The organism is Rhizobium sp. Root482 (assembly GCF_001426565.1).
GTDB lineage: Bacteria > Pseudomonadota > Alphaproteobacteria > Rhizobiales > Rhizobiaceae > Pararhizobium.
In genome coordinates this window covers 382,200-401,204 of sequence record NZ_LMFA01000001.1, presented here as the reverse complement: position 1 = coordinate 401,204, position 19,005 = coordinate 382,200, and the positions used below count along the sequence as shown (strand labels likewise).

General features: G+C 61.9%; 19 protein-coding genes. 9 read left to right on the top strand and 10 right to left on the bottom strand.

What is annotated here, in order from left to right:
- Positions 1 to 4 precede the first annotated feature (4 nt).
- Entirely contained in the window at positions 5 to 313 is a 309-nt protein-coding gene (locus ASD31_RS01725; RefSeq protein ID WP_056328461.1) for a hypothetical protein, read from the top strand.
- 76 nt (positions 314 to 389) lie between these two features.
- Here the strand turns inward: ASD31_RS01725 and ASD31_RS01720 are convergent, their stop codons facing one another.
- The 9 genes from ASD31_RS01720 to ASD31_RS01680 form a co-directional block, all read right to left on the bottom strand.
- The gene (locus tag ASD31_RS01720; RefSeq protein WP_056328460.1) at positions 390 to 1,478 is read right to left on the bottom strand and encodes a saccharopine dehydrogenase family protein; all 1,089 of its coding nucleotides are present in this window, start codon (positions 1,476 to 1,478) and stop codon (positions 390 to 392) included.
- Positions 1,479 to 1,482: 4 nt separating this feature from the next.
- Complete coding sequence (locus tag ASD31_RS01715; RefSeq protein ID WP_082520365.1) at positions 1,483 to 2,262, bottom strand: amino acid ABC transporter ATP-binding protein; 780 nt, start codon at positions 2,260 to 2,262, stop codon at positions 1,483 to 1,485.
- 12 nt (positions 2,263 to 2,274) lie between these two features.
- Positions 2,275 to 2,940, bottom strand: a complete 666-nt coding sequence (locus ASD31_RS01710; RefSeq protein WP_056328459.1) for an amino acid ABC transporter permease — start codon at positions 2,938 to 2,940, stop codon at positions 2,275 to 2,277.
- Positions 2,941 to 3,118: 178 nt separating this feature from the next.
- Positions 3,119 to 4,036, bottom strand: coding sequence for a 4-hydroxy-tetrahydrodipicolinate synthase (gene dapA, locus ASD31_RS01705; RefSeq protein WP_056328457.1), 918 nt, complete (start codon positions 4,034 to 4,036; stop codon positions 3,119 to 3,121).
- An 18-nt stretch (positions 4,037 to 4,054) separates the two neighbouring features.
- Entirely contained in the window at positions 4,055 to 4,798 is a 744-nt protein-coding gene (locus ASD31_RS01700) for a 4-hydroxy-tetrahydrodipicolinate reductase (RefSeq protein WP_056329297.1), read from the bottom strand.
- Between the two features lie 11 nt (positions 4,799 to 4,809).
- On the bottom strand, positions 4,810 to 6,207 hold the full coding sequence (locus tag ASD31_RS01695; protein ID WP_056328455.1) for an aldehyde dehydrogenase family protein: 1,398 nt from the start codon (positions 6,205 to 6,207) through the stop codon (positions 4,810 to 4,812).
- A gap of 9 nt (positions 6,208 to 6,216) precedes the next feature.
- Complete coding sequence (locus tag ASD31_RS01690) at positions 6,217 to 7,560, bottom strand: (2Fe-2S)-binding protein (RefSeq protein WP_056328453.1); 1,344 nt, start codon at positions 7,558 to 7,560, stop codon at positions 6,217 to 6,219.
- Complete coding sequence (locus ASD31_RS01685) at positions 7,553 to 7,801, bottom strand: 2Fe-2S iron-sulfur cluster-binding protein (RefSeq protein WP_056328451.1); 249 nt, start codon at positions 7,799 to 7,801, stop codon at positions 7,553 to 7,555. The genes ASD31_RS01690 and ASD31_RS01685 overlap by 8 nt, the downstream gene beginning before the upstream one ends.
- Complete coding sequence (locus tag ASD31_RS01680) at positions 7,798 to 9,033, bottom strand: NAD(P)/FAD-dependent oxidoreductase (RefSeq protein WP_244483727.1); 1,236 nt, start codon at positions 9,031 to 9,033, stop codon at positions 7,798 to 7,800. Before ASD31_RS01680 ends, ASD31_RS01685 begins: the two co-directional genes overlap by 4 nt.
- A gap of 85 nt (positions 9,034 to 9,118) precedes the next feature.
- Here ASD31_RS01680 and ASD31_RS01675 point away from each other — a divergent pair, with 85 nt between their 5' ends.
- The 8 genes from ASD31_RS01675 to ASD31_RS01640 all read left to right on the top strand — a co-directional run bounded on the left by ASD31_RS01675 (position 9,119) and on the right by ASD31_RS01640 (position 18,241).
- Complete coding sequence (locus tag ASD31_RS01675; RefSeq protein ID WP_056328450.1) at positions 9,119 to 10,048, top strand: LysR family transcriptional regulator; 930 nt, start codon at positions 9,119 to 9,121, stop codon at positions 10,046 to 10,048.
- Positions 10,049 to 10,207: 159 nt separating this feature from the next.
- Positions 10,208 to 11,032: a transporter substrate-binding domain-containing protein gene (locus ASD31_RS01670; RefSeq protein ID WP_056328448.1), complete on the top strand. Its 825-nt coding sequence runs from the start codon at positions 10,208 to 10,210 to the stop codon at positions 11,030 to 11,032.
- 332 nt (positions 11,033 to 11,364) lie between these two features.
- Positions 11,365 to 12,117 (top strand): FadR/GntR family transcriptional regulator, encoded by a 753-nt coding sequence (locus ASD31_RS01665; RefSeq protein ID WP_056328446.1) that lies wholly within the window; start codon positions 11,365 to 11,367, stop codon positions 12,115 to 12,117.
- A gap of 62 nt (positions 12,118 to 12,179) precedes the next feature.
- Positions 12,180 to 13,085: a 5-dehydro-4-deoxyglucarate dehydratase gene (gene kdgD / locus ASD31_RS01660; RefSeq protein WP_056328444.1), complete on the top strand. Its 906-nt coding sequence runs from the start codon at positions 12,180 to 12,182 to the stop codon at positions 13,083 to 13,085.
- A 73-nt stretch (positions 13,086 to 13,158) separates the two neighbouring features.
- Positions 13,159 to 14,667: an ABC transporter substrate-binding protein gene (locus ASD31_RS01655; protein ID WP_056328443.1), complete on the top strand. Its 1,509-nt coding sequence runs from the start codon at positions 13,159 to 13,161 to the stop codon at positions 14,665 to 14,667.
- A 78-nt stretch (positions 14,668 to 14,745) separates the two neighbouring features.
- Complete coding sequence (locus tag ASD31_RS01650; protein ID WP_056329292.1) at positions 14,746 to 15,660, top strand: ABC transporter permease; 915 nt, start codon at positions 14,746 to 14,748, stop codon at positions 15,658 to 15,660.
- A gap of 11 nt (positions 15,661 to 15,671) precedes the next feature.
- Positions 15,672 to 16,589 carry an ABC transporter permease gene (locus ASD31_RS01645; RefSeq protein WP_056328441.1) on the top strand — a complete coding sequence of 306 codons (918 nt, stop codon included), beginning with the start codon at positions 15,672 to 15,674 and terminating at the stop codon, positions 16,587 to 16,589.
- Positions 16,586 to 18,241: an ABC transporter ATP-binding protein gene (locus tag ASD31_RS01640; protein WP_056328439.1), complete on the top strand. Its 1,656-nt coding sequence runs from the start codon at positions 16,586 to 16,588 to the stop codon at positions 18,239 to 18,241. Before ASD31_RS01645 ends, ASD31_RS01640 begins: the two co-directional genes overlap by 4 nt.
- A 28-nt stretch (positions 18,242 to 18,269) precedes the next feature.
- Here ASD31_RS01640 and ASD31_RS01635 read toward each other — a convergent pair whose 3' ends face one another.
- Positions 18,270 to 18,923 (bottom strand): GntR family transcriptional regulator, encoded by a 654-nt coding sequence (locus ASD31_RS01635; RefSeq protein ID WP_056328437.1) that lies wholly within the window; start codon positions 18,921 to 18,923, stop codon positions 18,270 to 18,272.
- Positions 18,924 to 19,005: the final 82 nt, after the last annotated feature.

Genomic DNA, 19,005 nt, shown 5'->3' with positions numbered 1-19,005 from the left:
GCTGATGCCGGTTGCCGCGGTCCTGCTTTTTCTCGCCCTCATGCTCAGCTGGCCACGCTTCGCGGTGATTTTTCGCACCGGAACGGCCAGCGCGCTTGCAACCGCGCCGCTTACCATTATCGCCAGTGCGATCAGTCTCTCTGCCGCCGGCCTGGCCTTCGCCAATCACGGGCTTCTGTTCGGCGCGCCGCTCATATTCCTCGGCGCGGCTTTTGCCCGGACCGTGCCGGCGCCGTTGTCGACCTCTGCCGTTGTGCCAGCGGGGCTCTGCCTGCTCGCCTATCTGCAGATCACCGGAATGGCTGCTGCTTAAGCCGCCCTTCCGGCATGGACATCAGCCGGATCGACGACAACGGGCGCTTATTGCAGTTGCCGGCCGGCGGGACATCTCAGACGGGTGCGGAACGTAGAAACAGGGGTCTGAGAAAATCCCGTGACAACAGAAGTTCCGTGTCGATCAGGTGATGCGCGATAATTCCCCGGGGGGCGATTTCTCCCTCGTGCAGCATTGCGATAAGGCTGGCCGCATAACCGGAGGCGACCGAGGTCAGCGCGTTGAACGGTGCCGGAGCGATGCCGGGGGAGAAGCGATAGACGACCGTCCGTCCCGTCGGCTGCCGCCCGATATATCCGCGCGCGGTCGCGACCAGCATCAGCACATCGTCTTCCACCAGCGGCAGGCCGTTATAAAGCAGCGATTTCAGCATGTCGCGCCGCTGCCGCAGGCCAAGATCGTCGAGAAGAAAGCGCATGTAATCCAGGTGTCCGGGATAACGCAGCGTCTTGAACGTGACGTTGCGCAGCGCGGGACCGGAGAAGATTTCCAGATCCTCGACGCCGCCCGAGGTGGTGAACTCCTCGTAGGTGACGCCGTCGATGGCGATCTGCCCGTATTCCTCGAGAGGCGAAATCGGCGTGATCCTGCCGTCCCGGATCGCCACGCCGGGCCGTGTATATTCGTCGATAAGCCCGTCGATGTTCCAGATCTGCCCGTAGCCCAGCCGATTGGTCGCAAAGCGGGGTAGGGCGCCGACCCGCAGCGTCAGGTCGGCGACGTCGGAGCAGCCTTGCAGCAGACCGCAACCGACATTGCCGATAAATCCTGGCGAGACTCCGCAGCCCAGCAGGACGGCGCGACGCCCGGATAGAGGCTCCAGTATTGTTCGGGTCTGCGGATCCGTGCACACGAAGTCAAGGTAGTGCGTCCCGGCACGGGCGGCCGCGGCGGCGATCTGGGCAACCGAACCATCGGGCACCGCGGCAACGGCAAGATCCTGGCCCTCAAGGAGCAGGTGGAGGTCACCCCCGGCCGGGAAGGCCCGGATGGCGATATCGAGGTCGAGCCGCCGAAACCGTTCCAGGGCGTCCTCGGACGGGTCGATCATCTGTACCGCGAACACGCCGGTCTTGTTGAGCGCGACGGCCAAGGCGGAGCCCAGGTTGCCCGCTCCGAATATCGTGACCTTGAATTTCGTCATGCACTCAGCCTTTGAACCGGGCGACGAACCCCTGCAGCCGCGGATTTTGCGGGTTGAGGATGACATCGTTGGGTGTGCCGGTCTCGGCGATCACACCGCCGTCGAGAAAGAGAACGCGGGAGGATACTTCTGCCGCAAAGGCCATTTCGTGTGTTACGATGGCCATTGTCATGCCTTTGTCCGCGAGTTTGCGGATGACTTCCAGGACTTCGCCGACCAATTCCGGGTCAAGCGCGCTGGTCACCTCGTCGAGCAGCAGGACATCCGGTTCCATGGCAAGGGCGCGGGCAATCGCGACCCGCTGCTTTTGTCCGCCGGAAAGATGGTTCGGATAGGCGGCTTGCTTTTCGGCGAGCCCCACCTGGCCAAGAAGATCCAATGCCAGTTCTTCGGCCTCCTTGCGGGAGCGCTTGCAGACGATCATGGGACCTTCCGTCACGTTCTGCAGCACCGTCTTGTGCGGGAAGAGATTGAAGTGCTGAAAGACCATGCCGACATGGCGGCGAAGCGTGCCGATGCCGATCCTCTCGCCCTGGTCGCGAAATGTATCGGCGACCTGGCGCTCGCGGAACTTGACGACGCCGCCGGTCGGCTCTTCCATGCGATTGAGACAGCGGATGAAGGTCGATTTGCCCGAACCGGAGGGGCCGATCAGTGCGACGATCTCGCCTGGAGCAAGCGACAGGTCAAGCCCCTTGAGGACATCGAGAACGCCGTAGCTTTTTCTCAGTCCGCGCGCCTCCAGAATCGGCGCCTCGGTTGCGGGCGTTGCTGTGGTGATCATGGCTCTCTTCCTTTAATCGCTGACCCGCAGGCGTCGCTCGATCCAGTCCGCGGCCTGGGTGATAGGCAGCAGCATGAGGATGTAGAGACCGGCCATGACGGTATAGGATTCCAGTGGGCGATAGGTTTGGCCATTCACGACGGCGGCCATGTAGGCGAGGTCGGCCACGGAGATGACCGAGACCAGCGAGGTGTTCTTGAACTGGATGACCGACTGGTTGATGAAGGACGGCAACATCCGCTTGAGGGCTTGCGGCAGGATGATGCGGGTCATCGCCTGCTGGGGGCTCATCCCGATCGCGGCAGCCGCCTCGCGTTGGCCCTTGTCGATGGAGACGATGCCGCCGCGGAAGATTTCCGCGTAGAAGGCGCCGACATAGAGCGACAGCGTCAACAGGGCCGCGACACGATTGTCGATCGAGCCGCCGACCAGAAGCGGGAACGCATAGTAGAACCACAGCAGCTGCACCAGGAGCGGCGTGCAGCGGAAAATCTCCTGGTAGATCCGTGCGATCCCGTTCAGCACCCTCCACTGGGAAAGGCGCGCGGCGCAGGTGACGAAGCCTATGATGATGCCGAAGAAGACGGAGCCGAACGTATAGACGACGCTGATCCACAAGCCCCACAGGAAGAGATCATAATATTGCCAGACTGACTGAAAATCCCAGTTATAGGTCATTCTTCTCCTCCGCCAGAACCGAATGCATCGGGCTCTTTCTGTAAGCAAAACAGCGGCTGCGGCATTTTTTTGCCATTAAAATGTTCCCCTTTTTTGGGGCCGAACCCCATCAAGGGAGCCGACGCTGGAATAGTCCTATGGTCCGAACTCTCGAACAATGCAAAGCTAGCCGCTCGCCTTAGCGGATTTCTTGGAAGGCGGAGGCAGCGGAATTGAAGCGGCCGAGGATGCCGGCCAGCCTGTCGCGGTTGGCGTCCGATACCGGAACCATCGGAAGCCGCATTTCCGGGCCGGCGAGATTGGAGAGCGCCAGAGCCGCCTTGACCGGCCCGGGATTGGACTCGATGAACATGCCGTCGGTCAGTTCGGCGATCAGTTCGTGCAGTTTCAGCGCGGTGGCCGTATCGCCCTTACGGAAGGCGTTGACCAGGCCGACCATTTCCCTTGGTGCCACGTTGGCGACGACACTCGTCACGCCGATGGCGCCGAGCGACAGGAAGGGCAGGGCGAGGCCGTCATCGCCCGAATGGATGATCAGGGCGTCCCCGGCCGCCGCGCGGAGGCGGGTGATGCGCTCCGGTGCGCCGCCGGCCTCCTTGATGGCGACGATGTTCGGGCAGGCTTTCATGAGCGTCGCGCAGGTTTCAGGTTCAATCTCGACGCCGCAGCGGCCCGGCACCGAATAGAGCATGACCGGAAGCCTGGTCGCCGACGCGGCTGCCTTGTAATGGGCGGCGAGGCCCGCCTGGGTCGGCTTGTTGTAGTAGGGCGTGACAATCAGGAGGGCATCGGCGCCGGCCGCTTCGGCGCGCTGGACCTTTTCGACGGTTTTCTTCGTGTCGTTGGCGCCGGCACCGGCCATGACCAGGACACGGCCGGCCGCTAGTCTGACGGTGCGGGCGATCAGGGCTTCGGCCTCGTCGTCGGAAAGGGTTGCTGCCTCGCCGGTGGTGCCGACCGGAACGAGGCCGGCGACACCGGCTTCGATCTGGCGTTCGACCAGGGCGTCATAGGCGGCGTAATCGATGGCGCCATCCTTGAATGGCGTAATCAACGCGGTAAAAATGCCGCGGAAGCGTTCGGTCAGATCGGTCATTCGTTCGGTCCTTTGTGTTCAGCCGTTCAGGCTGTCTTCAAGCGAGTAGCGGCCGGCTGGCCGCTTTTTGGAAACAAGCCATTGCGCGGCGGCAATTGCCCCTTCCGCATAGGCCGCGGTCGTATGCACCCGGTAGGTGAACACGGCTTCCGCCGATCCCAGGTCGAAATGCACCTCGTTATTGCCGGCGACGGTTCCCTCGCGATGGACGTCGATCGCGACATCCGGCGCGGCAAATCCCATCGCACGGCCGCGTTCTTCGGCAATCAATCGAGCAAGCAGCCGGGACGTTCCGGATGGATCCGCCTTTTTGCGGGCATGATAGGTCTCCACCACCCTGGCTTCGCCGCCCGGCATCTGCCGGGCGAAGGACAGGGCGGATTGCTTGAACGCCTCGAAGCCACGGGCGAAATTGGCACTGATGAGCATGGGTCGATAGGCGCAAAAGCTTGCCAGTTGCTGTTCCTCGTCCGTGGTGAACCCGGTTGTCCCGATCACCATCGGGATTGATTTCATGGCGGTCTGCTGCTGCAGGTGGAGGCTTGCAGCCGGGGTCGAAAAATCGATCATCACATCGCAACGGCTGTTCATGGCTGCATCGGCGGCGCGGTATTCCACGCCGCTCCCGGCCACCGGCGTCCCCACCAGTCTGGACGAGGGTGAGACGAGCGCCGCCGCAAGTTCAAGGCCGGGATTGGCGAGGATGACCGCAATGAGCTGCGTGCCGACCCGACCGGACGCTCCAAGAATGCCGATGCGCATCATCTCTCTCCTCAGTCGATCACCACTTTCGTTTCGGACATTTCGCGCAGGGCGATCCGTACGCCTTCACGGCCCAGGCCGCTGCGCTTGACACCGCCGAAAGGCACGTGCTCGGCCCGGAAGTCGGGCCCTTCGTTGATCATGACGCCACCGACGATGAGATCGCGCGAGAACATCTTGATCAGCGCATGGTCGTTGGTGAACACACCGGCCTGCAGGCCGAATTCTCCGGCATTGACCTCGTCGATGGCCTGTTTCGCATCGGTGAAGCTGCGGATCGCGATGATCGGGCCAAACGTCTCGTCGGCGATTACCGGCGAGGTGGGTTCGATCCCGGAGATGACTGTCGGGGCGAAGACGGTTCCGTCATGGGTGCCGCCGGCAAGCAGTTTCGCACCGCCTGCAATCGTCGCATCGACCCGCGCGGCAACCGCCTTGGCGGCGGCAAGGTCGATCACGGTTCCCATGTCGGTATCGTCTCGGGCGGGATCGCCGAACTCGACCGCATCGACGGCGGCAAGGAGTTTTTCCGTGAAGACCGCCTCGATATCCTTGTGGAGATAGAGTTTCTTGACGGCGGCGCAGCTCTGGCCTGCAATCTCGAAACGGTGGCCGATCGTGGTTGCGACCGCCTTGTCCAGATCGGCATCAGGCATCACGAAAAGCGGATCATTGCCGCCCAGCTCCATCAGGCAGCGCACTAGGCCGCTGGCGTTCTTGAGCGCAAGTCCCGCAGCCGGACCGCCAGTAAAGGAAAGCAGGTTGATCGGCGAGCGCGCAAGCGCGATTGCCGCCTCGGCTTCGCCATGCACGATCTGGAAGAGGTTTTCAGGCCAACCGGCCTTGATCGCCAGTTCGCAAAGGCGGGCCGCCGCCAGCGGCGCCTTCGGCGAGGGCTTGGCGACGACGGCATTGCCGGCGGCGATCGCAGGGCCGAGTTTGTGGCAGAGAAGGTTCAGCGGATAGTTGAACGGTGTGATCGCGCCGACGACCCCGACCGGCTCATAGGTAATCGTCGCAAGCCGGTCCGCCCCGCCTTCGACGATGGCGCAGTGGAGGGCCTCGCCGTCGAGAAATGTGGCGGCATCGCCGGACAGCTTCAACGTGTTTTGGGCGCGACGCACCTCGTTGCGGGCCTCGCGGATCGTCTTGCCCATCTCACTGGAGATGATGCGCGACAGATGTTCCGCATCGCCGGCAATTTCAGCGGCCAGCGCATTGAGAAGTGCGCGACGGACCGCCGGTGTCGAGCGGCGGAAATCCGCCTGGGCTTTTTTCGCACGAGCGACAGCGGCGTCGATGGCGGCAGCGCTGGTCTCGGCCACCTTTCCGACCACGGATTCATCGAAAGGATTGCGTACGGCAATTTCTGTCGATCGGATAACAGCCGTTTTCTGAGCGAACGTCATGGGAACCTCTTAGTCTTCACAATTGTCTTCGGGGGCGGCCCGGGTTAGGGCGCCGATGGAAACGGGTCTGATCGGCCAGCGCTGACCGGTCAGGCCGTCGGGTGTGGGTTTGGACGCGTCGGGACGCAGGAGGGCGACGAGTTCGGCGACGTTCGAGGCACAGAAGCGGCCCTGGCAAAGGCCCATGGCAAAGCGCCCATTGTGCTTGATTTCGCGGTCGGAAATCGGGTCCGGGCGATCCAGTAGCTGCCGCAGATCGCCAACAGTGCGGCCTTCGCAACGGCACAGAAGGGTCTCGTCCGGCAGCGACGCAAGATGTGAGCCACCGGCCACCGGCATGAAGCTCCGGGTGATCAGTGCCTGGGCCTGGCGCTGGCGGGCGATTGCTCTTTCGGCAACGCTGATGTCCGTGGCGATGCCGGAAAGCAATGAGACCGCAAGCAATCCGGCGCGTCGCCCGTCCGCTTCGGCAGCAACGGCGCCGAGCGCCTCGCGGCAATCGCCGGCCCTGACGACGACCGGCGCGCTGCCTGTTCGCGTTTGCTCGGCGGGGAGGCCGATCCGGTTGGATTGGATTCCGTCGTGCAGTCCTATTCGGTCGACCAGGATTGTTCTGACGGCATCGTGCCGATCGCAAAGCGTTGCCTGCAGGGCGCCATCCACTTTCTCGATCCGGGTGAGGCGCGTGCCTCTGAACCACGGCGTGCCGGCCCGGTAGATATCCTTCAGATAGACTGCAGCCTCCGCCAGCAAGGCAGGGTGAGACAGAAGCCCGACATTGGAAAGGGCGGCGGCGCGTAAGGGATCGCCGGCTTCGACGATCCCGGCTGGCGGATTGCCAAGACGGATCAACTGGGCGGCGACGGCGAGAAGCAGCGGGCCGTTGCCGGCGAGCAGCACGCGGCCCTGCGGCGCGCGGCTGGTCTCCTTCAGCATGACCTGCAGACCGCCGGCGGTGGAAACGCCGGGCAGTTCCGAACCCGGGCGCGGCAATATCCGTTCGACGGCACCGGTCGCCACGATGATGGCACGGCTGCGGATCAGCTCGATCCGCCCGATTTGCCGGTTCTCGATGAGCACGAAACCATCGGCATCAAGCCCAAGGAAGACCGAGGAGAAGCGCATATTGGCCGATATACCCGCGAGAGCCGTGGAGAGCCTTGCAAACCGTTGGCGCGCCATCTTCGATTGCACGGGTGAGGTGCCGCCATCTGCCTGCTGCCGATAGATGGCGCCGCCGAGCGTCGGGCGTTGCTCGACGAGATCGACTGACAGGCCAGCGAGTGCGGCTTCGATCGCTGCCGCCATCCCGGCAGGGCCGCCGCCGATCACGATGACGTCACGCTCATTCATGATCCGCTCCCACCAGCTCGATATGCGCCCCGGCGCGGGCCGGCGTCACGCAGGCTTCGCGGATGACGCCGTCGATGCGGACAAGGCAGCATTGGCAGGCGCCGATGCCGCAAAAATAACGAATCTCGTGACCGACAGCGTCCCTGCCGAACTGCCGAATGCCAGCGGCTTCAAGAGCGGCGGCAATGCTTTCGCCCTCGTTGAAGGGGATGTTTTTGGAAAGGAAGCGAAAACTGTTCATGCGGCAACCTTGCCGGCCATGAAACGGGCCGGGTCGAAATCGGAAAGATCGAATTCGGGTGTCTCGCCGCAGATCATTTGGGCGATCGTCTTTCCTGTGAGCGGGCCAAGGCAGATGCCGTCGCCCTCAAAACCCGTTGCCACATAGGCGTTTTCGCGCCCCGGCAGGCGGCCGATGAGCGGCAGTCCGTCGATGACGGCGGTGCGGACGCCGGCAAAACTGCGCAGCAACCGGACGTCTGCAAGGCCGGGCACCAGGTCGACCGCAGCCAGAAGGATGCGCCTGACGGCGTCGATGTCGTTAGTCTGCCGGTCGCCGAAGTCCTCGCGTGTCCCGCCGATCAGGAACTGGCCGGTCCGCAACGGGTCGATGACGAGGCCGAGGCCACGGGACGGGAGCGCGCCGGTGCCCTTCTGGCTGCCCTTACTGAGCAGGTAGCGACCCGACATGATCGCCCCCGGCATGGCCCGGTTGAGCGCCGGGGCACGTTCGGTAACGAGAAGCTGTCCCTTGCGCGGGATGAGGACATTGTCCAGATTAAGCAGGTTTGCCGACCCGCCGCCGGCGGCAATCACCATGGCATCCGCCGTCATGACGCCCTTCGGGGTGACGACACCGGCGACACGGCCGCCGGCCTCGACGAATTCGCGGACAGGCGTGTCACGATGTACGAAAGCGCCGGAAGCCTTCACCAGCCGATGAACGATCTCATAGCCGATCGCGTGGCCCTCGTCGTGGACCTCGACGCCCATCAGCGCGTTGGGAGAAAGAACCTGGAAGCGTTTTTGGAGGGCCTGCCGGGACAACGCCACGGCCTTCACGCCCGCGTCCAGCAGCGCTTCGCGATGTTTTTCCAGCAGTTCGCATTCCGCCTGGCTCGCGGCGATGATGAAGGTCGAGCGGGTCTTGTAGAGGTCGGCGAGCAATCCATCGCGCGCGAGGTCCCGGTAGAGAGCTACGCCACGCAGGGCAGCGGTCATCATCGTGCCGGGCCGCTTGCTGGCAACGGAAACGGCACCGTCGGCTGCGCCCGAGGCCTCGGCTGCCGGCGCGGTGGCCTCGAGCAGATGTACCGCCACGCCGCGCTTGCCGAGATAATAGGCGGTGGCCGCTCCGACGATGCCGGAGCCGATGACGATCGCCGTGGACGGTGGCGAGCCGGATATCTCATGTAAACGGATCGATTTCATGAGATGAATATTGGTGGCGGGCAGGGTGTCCCGTCGATACAAGATGACGGCCTTGCCTGCCCATGATTTTTGTATCGGTTCCTCCGCCGAGGTTCCCTATTCCTGAGAAAAGGCGAAAGAAGACCCTATGGCGCAGATCAGCCTCACACTCATCCAGACGTTCTACCAGGTCGCCCGGCACGGCTCATTTTCCGGCGCCGCACGCGAACTCAACCTCAGCTACCAGTCGGCCGCCAATCATGTGCGGCGTCTGGAGCAACTGCTGGCGGGCAAACTGATCGATTCCGAGCAGGGCGCCAAACGCATTGCCCTCACGCCCCGCGGGCGCGCTCTTTACAATCTGTTGCATCCCGAGCTGGACATCATGCTGGAGCGGCTGAGCAAGCTCATCGAAAGTCAGCGCTCGTCCTTGAGGGTGGGCATGCCGCAGGCGATCTTCTTCTATCTCTTTCCGCGCGTGCTGGCCGCCTTCCGGGAGCGCTTTCCGGATATGGAGTTCGCCGTCTACGAGCGCGACACCGTGCTTGCCGAACTCGTCAAGAACGGCAGCCTCGACGTCTGCATCTCGGAGCGCTATTTCGGCGACCCGGTCGTGCCGCAGCGGCTGCTCGGCAGTTATCGCCTGAGTTTCGTTTACCCCCATTCCTGGGGCGAACCTCCGTCCCAGAAGGACATTCCGGAATGGGTTGAAGGGCGGCCCTTCATTACCTACGAGCCGGGCCAGACGCTCCGGAATTTCGCGGTCGACTTCCTCGGACGCAACGGCGCCATCGTGCAGCCGGCAATTTCCACTTCAGGCAGTTCCAGTGTCATGCGCTGTGTGGAGGAGGAACTCGGCTTCTCGATCATCCCGTCCTGGTGCGTGCAGCCGGGTGAGACAGCAATCCGCAGCGTGAAACTGTCGAACCTGCCGGAGGTGCGGGTCTATTTCGGCACGGCCGGCTTCCTTCAGAAGCACCCTGCGGTGCAGCAGCTCTACGAGGATTGCCAGCGCGAACTGGTCGGAACGGTGCTGGACCCGCCGCCTGCCGGCGAACTTGCCCAGATGGCCCTGTGAACGTCCGACATACAAAAAATGAGATAAGGGCGTCGCGGTCTCTAGCATTGTTCACGGTCGATTACGGAATAGGCTGATGGTGGCATGAGGCTCGGACGCTTGGTCGTCCGGGATCTTGTGAACGCAAAGAAGACCGGGGAACTTAGGAGGTCCTGAACAATGAAACTTTTTACAAGCCTATGTGGTGCAGCCGTCGTTGCCATGTCTCTGCTCGGAACATCGGCATCTGCCGGTACGATCGACGACATCCGGGCGCGGGGCGTTCTGCGCGTCCCGGCCATCCTGAATGAGGTCCCGTATTTCAACAAGGACGTCCGCAGCAATGAATGGCAGGGCTTTGCCATCGAAATGGCGAAGGATATCGCCAAGACGCTGGACGTTAAGCTCGAAATCGTCGAATCCAGTTGGGCGAATGCGATCCTCGACGTCCAGAGCGGCAAGGTCGATATGGCGTTTGCGGTGACCGCGACCCCTGTGCGGGCCATGTCGGTGTCGTTCTCCGCGCCGACCTATTACAACAGCTTCGTCATCGTTTCCTCCAAGGAGGAGGTCGATAACAAAACCTGGGGTGAACTGAACGACCCGAAATACACATTTGCGGTCGACATGGGTTCGGCACAGGACCTGATCACCCAGCAATATCTGCCGAAGGCCAATATCCTGCGCTTCAAGACGCGTGACGAGGCGATCGTCGCCGTGACCACCGGCAAGGCCGACGGCCTCGTCAACACGATGCTGAACGGCCTCGTCATCGCCAAGAAGGCTCCCGGCATCGGCGAAGTCAAAGTTCCGACGCCGGTTCTGTCCACCCCGTCGGTCATCGCGCTCAACTATTCAGCAGACGAAACCTTCAAGAGCTTTGTCTCGGCCTGGGCCGAATATAATCGCCGCATCGGCAACAACCAGACCTGGATCGTCAAGAGCCTGGAGCCCTCCGGCATTACCCTCGAAGACATGCCGATCGGCTTCGGCTTCGGCGGCTAAAGATCCGCCCGCGATCAGCAGAAGTCCCGGAGGTTGGGACTTCTGCTTCGCGCCCGGCATTTCGGTCGCAAGAGATTCCCTGACGGCGGCCAGGCATGCACGCAGCCTTCGATGCGCCGGATCGGCGCAGCCAGGGCTTTGGCTGCGACAAAACAATCCATTTCGGAATAAAGCCGATATTGGAGCGGCGCTCGGCGCGCCGCCGGCAGTGGATCGGCGATGATTTTTTGTGCCAGCCCTGTACCCGCTGTCGCTAATCCCATAAGATGCTATGGAATTGATGGTGGTCATCATATTATGACTCCGGTCCAAGCAGGTGTGGAGAGTTTGCTTTGCCCAGCGTGAAGAAGGCGGGCGGTCGCCCGTCCCTATCGTCTCAGGTCGCAGAGGCGATACGAGGACAAATCGAGGCGGGTTATTATGCGCCGGGTGATAAACTGCCGACCGAGCCTGCTCTCGTCGACAAGTTCGGTTTCAGCCGGACGGTGGTGCGCGAGGCGATTGCCGCGCTGCGCGCCGACGGTATGGTGGAATCCCGCCATGGGTCTGGTGTGTTCGTGATCGGGCCGCGGCAGGTCGATCCAGGGCTCAGGCTTTTTACCGCGGAAACGAACCGGATCTCCGATATCATCGAGGAACTTGAGCTTCGCATCGGCATTGAAGTGGAGGCGGCGGCGCTCGCCGCAGTCAGGAGTTCCCCGGCGCAAGAGGCCGAGATCGTATCGCAGGTCGAGCACTTCGCGGACCTTGTCGCCGAAGGCAAGCCAACGGACGAGGCGGACTTCCAGTTCCACATGGCAATCGCCACGGCAACGAACAATGCGCGCTTCCGCACCTTTCTCGAGCATATCGGCCGGCGCATGATCCCGCGCGTGAAGTTTCGCACGGTCATGGGTGGAGTGGATCCGCTGCCCAGCCGGGACGAGCCCATCCTTCTCGAGCATCGGGAGATCGCCGAGGCCATTCTGGCGCGCGATCCGGACCGGGCGCGGGAGGCCATGCGCCGCCATCTCGTCACCGGTATCAAGCGATATCGCTCGCTGACGTCGTGGAGGCAGGATAAAAAAGACCAAGACATCGGTTGACTACAAGAAAAAGTCATCATATGAATTTTCCGGCGCCATTCTAGGCGCAAGGAGGAAATTCATTGTCGCCTGAAGAAATCAAGTCACAAGTCGGTTCGGGGCTCCTGTCTTTCCCGGTTACGCATTTCACGTCCGACTACGAGCTCAATCTGGACAGCTATCGCCGGCATGTGGAATGGCTTTCGGGCTTTGGAGCTGCCGCCCTGTTTGCCGCTGGCGGCACCGGCGAATTCTTTTCACTGACACCGGCGGAAGTGGGTGAGGTCACCCGTGCGGCAAAGGACGTATCCGGCCAGGTTCCGATTGTTGCGGGCTGCGGATATGGCACGTCGCTTGCCATCGAGACGGCAAGGATCGTCGAAAAAGCCGGTGCCGACGGCATCCTGCTCCTGCCGCATTATCTGACCGAGGCGCCCCAGGAAGGCATCTTTGCCCATGTGAAGGCTGTCTGCGATGCAACAGGCCTTGGCGTCATTCTCTACAATCGCGCCAATTCGGTCGCGAATGCCGATACGGTTGCCCGTCTGGCAGAGGCTTGCCCCAACCTGATCGGGTTCAAGGACGGAACCGGCAAGGTGGATCTCGTACGCCATGTCACAGCCAAACTCGGCGACCGGCTCTGCTATATCGGCGGCATGCCGACGCACGAGCTTTTCGCGGAAGGTTTCAACGGGGTCGGTGTGACCACCTATTCCTCCGCGGTTTTCAATTTCGTCCCGGATCTGGCGGTGCGCTTCTACCGCGCGATGCGCGCCGGCGACAGGGCCGTCATGGAGGGGATTCTTCAGACGTTCTTCTTCCCGTTTGCCGCTTTGCGCGATCGCAAGGCTGGATATCCCGTTTCGATCATAAAGGCGGGTGTCGATCTCGTCGGATACGGATCCGGTCCTGTGCGTCCGCCCTTGGTGGACCTCACTGGCGAGGAGCGGGAAATGTTGCGGGACCTGATCACAGCCGCTCGCGGCTGAGCAGAAAGCCGGGCTGGCGCCGGGAGGATGGCGCCAGTCTCCATATCTTCATAATTCATCTGGGAGGAATGCAATGAGAAGGACGTCTATTCGCATTATCGCCGGGGCTGTCGCGATTGCCGGCTGGACCGGTTCGGCCGCCGCGCAGAATGCCGCCGAAGTCAACATCGTTTTGTCGGAACAGCCGGCAAATCTCGAACCCTGCGGCACGATCATCACCAATGTCGGCCAAATCCTGAGCCGCAATGTCGTCGAACCGCTGACCATTATCGATCCGGCCAGCGGTCAGCCGACGGCGGGCCTTGCGACCGAATGGACGCAGACCGACCCGAATACCTGGCAGATCAAACTGCGCGAGGGCGTGAAATTCCAGGACGGCGCCGCGTTCGACGCGAAGGCGGTCAAGTTCTCGATCGAACGCATGACGAGCGGCAAGGTAACATGCAGCAACATGGCCAAGTTCGGCGATGCCAAGCTCACCGTCACCGCGGTCGATGACCATACCGTGGAAATCAAGTCGGATAAGCCCCAGCCCATTCTGCCGACGCTCTTGAGCGTGATCATGGTCGTCTCGCCGAACACGCCGGCCGACAAGGCCGTCAACGACCCGGTCGGCACGGGGCCATTCAAGCTTTCGAGCTTTACGCAGCAAACCGTTGTTCTGGAGGCCTTCGACGGTTACTGGGGCGAGAAGCCGTCCATCACCAAGGCCAGCTATGTGTGGCGTCCGGAATCCTCGATCCGCGCGGCCATGGTGGAAACCGGCGAGGCCGACCTGACGCCGTCCATCGCGATCCAGGATGCGACCAATCCGGAAACGGATTTCGCCTATCTGAATTCCGAAACCACCGCAATCCGCATCGATGCCGGCTTCGCACCCCTCGATGACGTCCGGATCCGCAAGGCGCTGAACCTCGCCATCGATTGGGAGGGCCTCGCCCAGTTGTTCGGCGCGGATGCTCAGCGCGCCTCGCAGATGGCGGTCAAGGGCATCAATGGTCATGACGACACGCTGGCACCTTGGGCCTTCGATGCCGAAAAGGCGCGCGCGCTGATCGCCGAAGCCAAGGCCGCGGGTGTCCCGGTCGATACCGAGATCGAACTGATCGGTCGCAACGGCATCTATCCGAACGGCGCCGAAGCCATGGAAGCCATGATGGCCATGTGGCAGGATGTCGGCCTCAACGTGAAGCTCACAATGCTCGATGTGAACGACTGGCTGCGCTACCTGCAGAAGCCTTTCCCGGAAGGGCGTGGGCCGAACCTCCTGCAGATGATGCATGACAACAATAAGGGTGACGCGGCGTTCACGATCCCGATTTTCTACAGTTCGGCAGGCAGCTATTCGACCATGGACGATGTCGCGCTCGACAAGGAAGTCGCCGATGCCATGGCCGCGACCGGTGAGGACCGCACTGCAAAGTTCAAGGCGATCTTCAACAAGGTTCACGATGACCTTGCTGTCGACATTCCGATGTTCCACATGATTGGCTATACACGGGTAGGAACACGTCTCGACTGGAAGCCGGATATCACGACCAACAGCGAAATCCCGCTTGCAAATATCGGCCTCAAGAACTGAGTCAAAACGACGAAATGCGAGCGCGGAACCGAGTTCCGCGCTCGCATGCACTCCAGATGAATTCAGAGGCTCCGCATGATGCTCGGCTATATCGGTCGGCGGACATATCACAGTGCAATTTCCGTGATCGGTCTGCTGACACTTGTCTTTTTCCTCACGCGCCTGACCGGTGACCCGTCGGCGCTCTATCTGCCTCTCGACTCGAGCCTCGAGGCTCGCGAAGCCTTTGCACGGCTGAACGGCCTGGACCAGCCGATCCACGTGCAGTTCCTGGACTATCTGCAAAACCTCCTTTCCCTGGACTTCGGCCAGTCGTTGCGCCAGAACCGCTCGGCGATCGAGGTGGCGCTCGAGGCGTTCCCGGCAACCCTGAAGCTTGCCTTCGTTGCCATCACGCTCTCGACGACGCTTGCCGTGATCTTCGGCGCGCTGGCCGCAGCCCGCCCGGGAAGCCTGTTCGACCGCGCCGTCAGCCTGATATCGCTGGCCGGCGCCAGCACGCCCGATTTCTGGATCGCGATCGTCGGCATTCTCGTCTTTGCCGTCGGCTTCGGTATGCTTCCCACCTCCGGCACGGGTACGGCGCTGCACTGGATCATGCCGATCGTCGTGCTGATGCTTCGCCCGTTCGGCCTTCTGGTGCAGGTGGTGCGCGGCACGATGATCTCCGTGCTCGCCTCCCCCTATATCAAGACGGCGCGTGCCAAGGGCATGAAGCGACGCCGGATCATCTTCGGTCATGCGCTCAGGAACTCCCTGCTGCCGGTCATCACCGTCGCCGGCGATCTCACAACCGGCCTCATCAACGGCGCGGTCGTCGTCGAAACGATTTTCGGCTGGCCGGGGATCGGCAAGCTGATGATCGACTCGATCATCCAGCGCGACTTCGCCGTCGTGCAATCGACGATCCTCGTGACGGCCATCGCCATTTTCATCGTCAACATCGCGATCGACCTTCTCTATGTCGCTCTCGATCCGCGCATTCGCTACTGAGGGAGGCGACAATGGTCGATATTCTAATGCCCTCCACAAGGACGCCCGGCAATCTGCGGCAGCTCACGATCTATCTGAGGCGTGACAAGCTGGCCCTTTGCGCGGCGTTCTTCCTTCTCCTGCTTATCGTCTGCGTGGTGTTCGGTCCGCTGCTGGTCGGCGAGGCGGCTGGAAAGCTTGGCCTGAGGCAGCGCAACCTGGCGCCTTTTTCGCTGGAGCAGGGGTTCATCTACATTCTCGGGGCGGATACGCTCGGCCGGCCAATTCTCGCGCGGCTGATCGTCGGGGCGCAGAACACGCTCGGCATCGCCGCCGCCGCCGTGTTCTTCTCCATGTTCGTCGGCGGCATGCTCGGGCTTGTCGCCGGCTATTCGGAGCGCTGGTACAGCCATGTCATCCTGCGGCTGGCCGACGTCGTGATGAGTTTTCCCTCGCTTCTGCTTGCACTGATCGTGCTTTATACGCTTGGACCGAGCATGACGAACCTTGTCATCGTCCTGGCGATCACGCGCATGCCCATCTTTATCCGGACGGCGCGAGCGGAAGTGCTTGAATTGCGCGAGCGCATGTTCGTCAGCGCCGCGCTGGCCATGGGCGCAAGCTCCGGCCGCATCCTGTTCCGGCATATCGCGCCGCTCGTTCTTCCGACGCTGGTGACGATCGCGGCCATCGATTTCGCGACCGTGATCCTGGCCGAATCCTCCTTGAGCTTCCTCGGCCTCGGCATCCAGCCGCCGGATTTCACCTGGGGTGCGATGGTGGCCAACGGTCGCGGCTATCTGGCATCCGCATGGTGGATCGCCTTCTGGCCCGGACTGGCCATCCTGCTGACGACCCTTTCCCTGAACATCCTCGCCAGTTGGGCCCGGACCGTTGCCGATCCGCTCCAGCGCTGGCGCCTGCAATCGCTGCGAAAGGCTCCCCGATGACCGGAGCGAACACACCCATTCTCCAGATCGACGATCTGACTGTGGACTTTCTGTCAGAAGGTGACCCGGTGCGCGCCGTGGACGGCGTCTCTTTCCATGTCTGCCCGGGTGAGACGCTGGTCATCCTGGGCGAGAGCGGGTCCGGCAAGAGTGTCAGCACCGGAACGGTCATGGGCCTGATCGACTGCCCGCCGGGCGATATCGTCTCCGGCTCGCTCATATTCGACGGAACGGACCTGTCGAACCTCGATGAGGAGGGCCGTCGCGGCTTGAACGGCCGGCGCATCGCCATGATCTTTCAGGATCCGCTCGCCTATCTCAATCCGGTCTACACCGTCGGCCGGCAGATTGCCGAGGTCTTCGAGAGCCATGACGCGGGCGCGGAAGGACCAGTGCGGGACAAGGTCATTCAGCTCATGCAACGAGTCGGCATTCCGGAGCCGGAAACGCGGATCGACTATTACCCGCACCAGTTCTCCGGCGGCCAGCGGCAGCGCGTGATGATCGCCATGGCGATCGCGCTGAAGCCGGACATTCTGATTGCCGACGAACCGACGACCGCGCTCGACGTCAGCGTCCAGGCGCAGATCCTCGAACTGCTTGGTGACCTGCAGCGGGAAACCGGCATGGCACTGATCATGATTACCCATGATCTCGAGGTGGCGGCGGTCATGGCGGATCGTATCATCGTCATGAATGGCGGCAAGGTTGTAGAAAGCGGCAAGGCCGAGGAGGTCTTCACCAATCCGGACCACGCCTATACCCGCCGGCTGATGGCAGCGGTGCCGCATGGGAGCTCGGGGAGGCGCCATCCGCGCCCGGCGGTCGAGGGCGAGACATTGTTGCAGGTCGAAAACCTCAGCAAGCATTATATGCTGAATGCCGGCCTTTTTTCGCCCAAGATCGAGTTCAAGGCGGTTGACGATGTCAGCTTTGTCCTGCGTCGTGGGGAAACACTTGGAATTGTCGGCGAATCCGGGTCTGGAAAATCCAGCATCGCGCGCATGCTTCTGCGACTGAACGATCCGACATCGGGCAGGGCGCTGTTTGCCGGGGACAATATCTTCCAGCTGGAAGGCAAGGCACTCAACGGCTTCCGAAGGCGAGTCCAGATGGTGTTCCAGGATCCGTTCGGCTCCATGAATCCGCGGATGAATGTGCGCGCAATCATTTCCGAACCGCTGGTGATCCATCGGGACATCCTGCCACGTGCGCGCTGGAACGATCGCGTGGTCGAATTGCTGGAGCTTGTCGGTTTGAAGGCAGAGCATGCAGACCGTCATCCCCACCAGTTTTCCGGAGGACAGAGACAGCGTATCGCCATCGCAAGGGCGCTTGCCAGCGATCCGGAACTGATCGTCTGCGACGAGGCCGTTTCCGCGCTGGACGTTTCGATCCAGATGCAGGTGATCGAACTTCTGAGCGAGTTGAGGCAGCGCCTGGGCTTGTCCTATCTTTTCATCACGCATGATCTGCCCATCGTGCGTGCGTTTGCGGATCGCGTGCTTGTGATGCAGAACGGAAGGGTCGTGGAAGAGAATGAGACCGAAGCTTTGTTCGCTTCCCCTCGCCATCCGTATACGCAGGCGCTCCTGAGTGCGGTGCCGAAGCCGAAATGGACAGTTGTCGAGCCGGCCGACAGCGTCATCTGACCTGTTCCGGCTTGCAAAATCCCTTTCCTCATCGGGCCTTTGGCAAAATCTGCATAAGATCGCTGAAGCGGTCGCCCTGGACGACGATATGATCGCGTAGCCGTTTGCGAGCGTTTTCTGTATCGCCTGCCAGTATCGCCGCTATGATGCCCGCATGTTCGTCGAGTGAGACTTTCATTCGGTTTCGCACCCGTAGTTGAAGACGCCGGTAGGGGCGCAGCCTGCGGTGAAGGGCGATGCACTGGTCCTCCAGAAAGCTACTGTGGCTCGCTGCATAAATCGCGAGATGAAACCCTTCATTGTCGTAATAATAGGCGTCGGCATCCTGGCTGGCGGCCGAGTGCTCGCAACTGGCATGCGCCGCAAGCAAGGCATCTCTGTCGACTTCCGTATGGCGGCGGGCGGCAAGCGCTCCCGCCATGCCTTCCATTTCCGCCATCACTTCGAACATCTCGAACACGCGCTGCGGTGCCGGATCGACCACGACGGCACCCCGTCGCGGCCGGATTTCGACGAGGCCGATCGCGCTCAACTGCATGAGTGCTTCCCTGATCGGTGTTCGCGAGACACCGAAGCGCTTGGCGAGTTGTACCTCGTCGAGCCGTTCGCCGGGTTCGAACACACCGGTGACGATGCCGTTCTCGATTTCGTCCCGCAATTTCTGATGGGTATTCTCAGACATTCCAACTCCGAATTCCGCAGGTATGCACCTACTAGTATTCTTGTATACATAAATATTGACTTTGTGCGCAATATGCCGCCAC

Excerpts from the sequence above, each read along its gene's own strand:
- ASD31_RS01690 (WP_056328453.1), bottom strand. The coding sequence starts at position 7,560 with ATGAATGAGCGTGACGTCATCGTGATCGGCGGCGGCCCTGCCGGGATG.
- ASD31_RS01710 (WP_056328459.1), bottom strand. The coding sequence starts at position 2,940 with ATGACCTATAACTGGGATTTTCAGTCAGTCTGGCAATATTATGATCTC.
- ASD31_RS01725 (WP_056328461.1), top strand. The coding sequence starts at position 5 with ATGCCGGTTGCCGCGGTCCTGCTTTTTCTCGCCCTCATGCTCAGCTGG.
- ASD31_RS01670 (WP_056328448.1), top strand. The coding sequence starts at position 10,208 with ATGAAACTTTTTACAAGCCTATGTGGTGCAGCCGTCGTTGCCATGTCT.
- ASD31_RS01645 (WP_056328441.1), top strand. The coding sequence starts at position 15,672 with ATGGTCGATATTCTAATGCCCTCCACAAGGACGCCCGGCAATCTGCGG.
- ASD31_RS01655 (WP_056328443.1), top strand. The coding sequence starts at position 13,159 with ATGAGAAGGACGTCTATTCGCATTATCGCCGGGGCTGTCGCGATTGCC.
- ASD31_RS01720 (WP_056328460.1), bottom strand. The coding sequence starts at position 1,478 with ATGACGAAATTCAAGGTCACGATATTCGGAGCGGGCAACCTGGGCTCC.
- ASD31_RS01700 (WP_056329297.1), bottom strand. The coding sequence starts at position 4,798 with ATGCGCATCGGCATTCTTGGAGCGTCCGGTCGGGTCGGCACGCAGCTC.
- dapA (WP_056328457.1), bottom strand. The coding sequence starts at position 4,036 with ATGACCGATCTGACCGAACGCTTCCGCGGCATTTTTACCGCGTTGATT.
- ASD31_RS01650 (WP_056329292.1), top strand. The coding sequence starts at position 14,746 with ATGCTCGGCTATATCGGTCGGCGGACATATCACAGTGCAATTTCCGTG.
- ASD31_RS01640 (WP_056328439.1), top strand. The coding sequence starts at position 16,586 with ATGACCGGAGCGAACACACCCATTCTCCAGATCGACGATCTGACTGTG.
- ASD31_RS01675 (WP_056328450.1), top strand. The coding sequence starts at position 9,119 with ATGGCGCAGATCAGCCTCACACTCATCCAGACGTTCTACCAGGTCGCC.
- ASD31_RS01635 (WP_056328437.1), bottom strand. The coding sequence starts at position 18,923 with ATGTCTGAGAATACCCATCAGAAATTGCGGGACGAAATCGAGAACGGC.
- ASD31_RS01695 (WP_056328455.1), bottom strand. The coding sequence starts at position 6,207 with ATGACGTTCGCTCAGAAAACGGCTGTTATCCGATCGACAGAAATTGCC.
- ASD31_RS01685 (WP_056328451.1), bottom strand. The coding sequence starts at position 7,801 with ATGAACAGTTTTCGCTTCCTTTCCAAAAACATCCCCTTCAACGAGGGC.
- ASD31_RS01715 (WP_082520365.1), bottom strand. The coding sequence starts at position 2,262 with ATGATCACCACAGCAACGCCCGCAACCGAGGCGCCGATTCTGGAGGCG.